The organism is Vibrio sp. 1078-1 (assembly GCF_033340475.1).
On sequence record NZ_JAWOWM010000795.1, the window covers coordinates 1 to 538 of the forward strand.

Genomic DNA, 538 nt, shown 5'->3' on the forward strand with positions numbered 1-538 from the left:
TTCGCTGGTGGATATTTCTGAACGTAAAGCGTTGGAAGAGCAGCTGCGCAACTTAAGTGAGAAAGACGGTTTGACTGGACTGTGGAACCGCAGAAAGTTTGAAGAACAATTAACCCACTACGCGAATATTGTAGAACGTTATCCTGATACACCGACGACGTGTTTGGCTTTGTTTGATATTGACCACTTTAAGCGCATTAACGATGAACGCGGTCACGATGAAGGGGATAAAGTCATTTGTAGCGTCGCAGAAACGTTACTACGTGAAGTACGCACTACGGATTTTGTTTCTCGTGTTGGTGGTGAGGAGTTTGCGGTGATCATGCCTCATACCACAGTCAAAGAGGCTGAAGTGGTGCTCAATCGTTTGCGAGTCGCGGTTCAGCTGCGAAGCAATATGACCGTTACCGTCAGTGCGGGTTATAGTGACCTCACTGCCGATCGAACTCGAAGCTATAAGTGCGCAGATATCGCGCTGTATGAATCCAAAAGCGCTGGTAGAAACTGCGTTTCTTTGTGTCATAGCATTGATGATATT

1 protein-coding gene is annotated in these 538 nt (G+C 46.5%); it reads left to right on the top strand.

Annotated features, from left to right (window positions below; translation table 11 throughout):
• Positions 1 to 538 (top strand): GGDEF domain-containing protein (locus R7190_RS30115; RefSeq protein ID WP_318138240.1); only part of this gene is annotated, 538 nt, incomplete at both ends.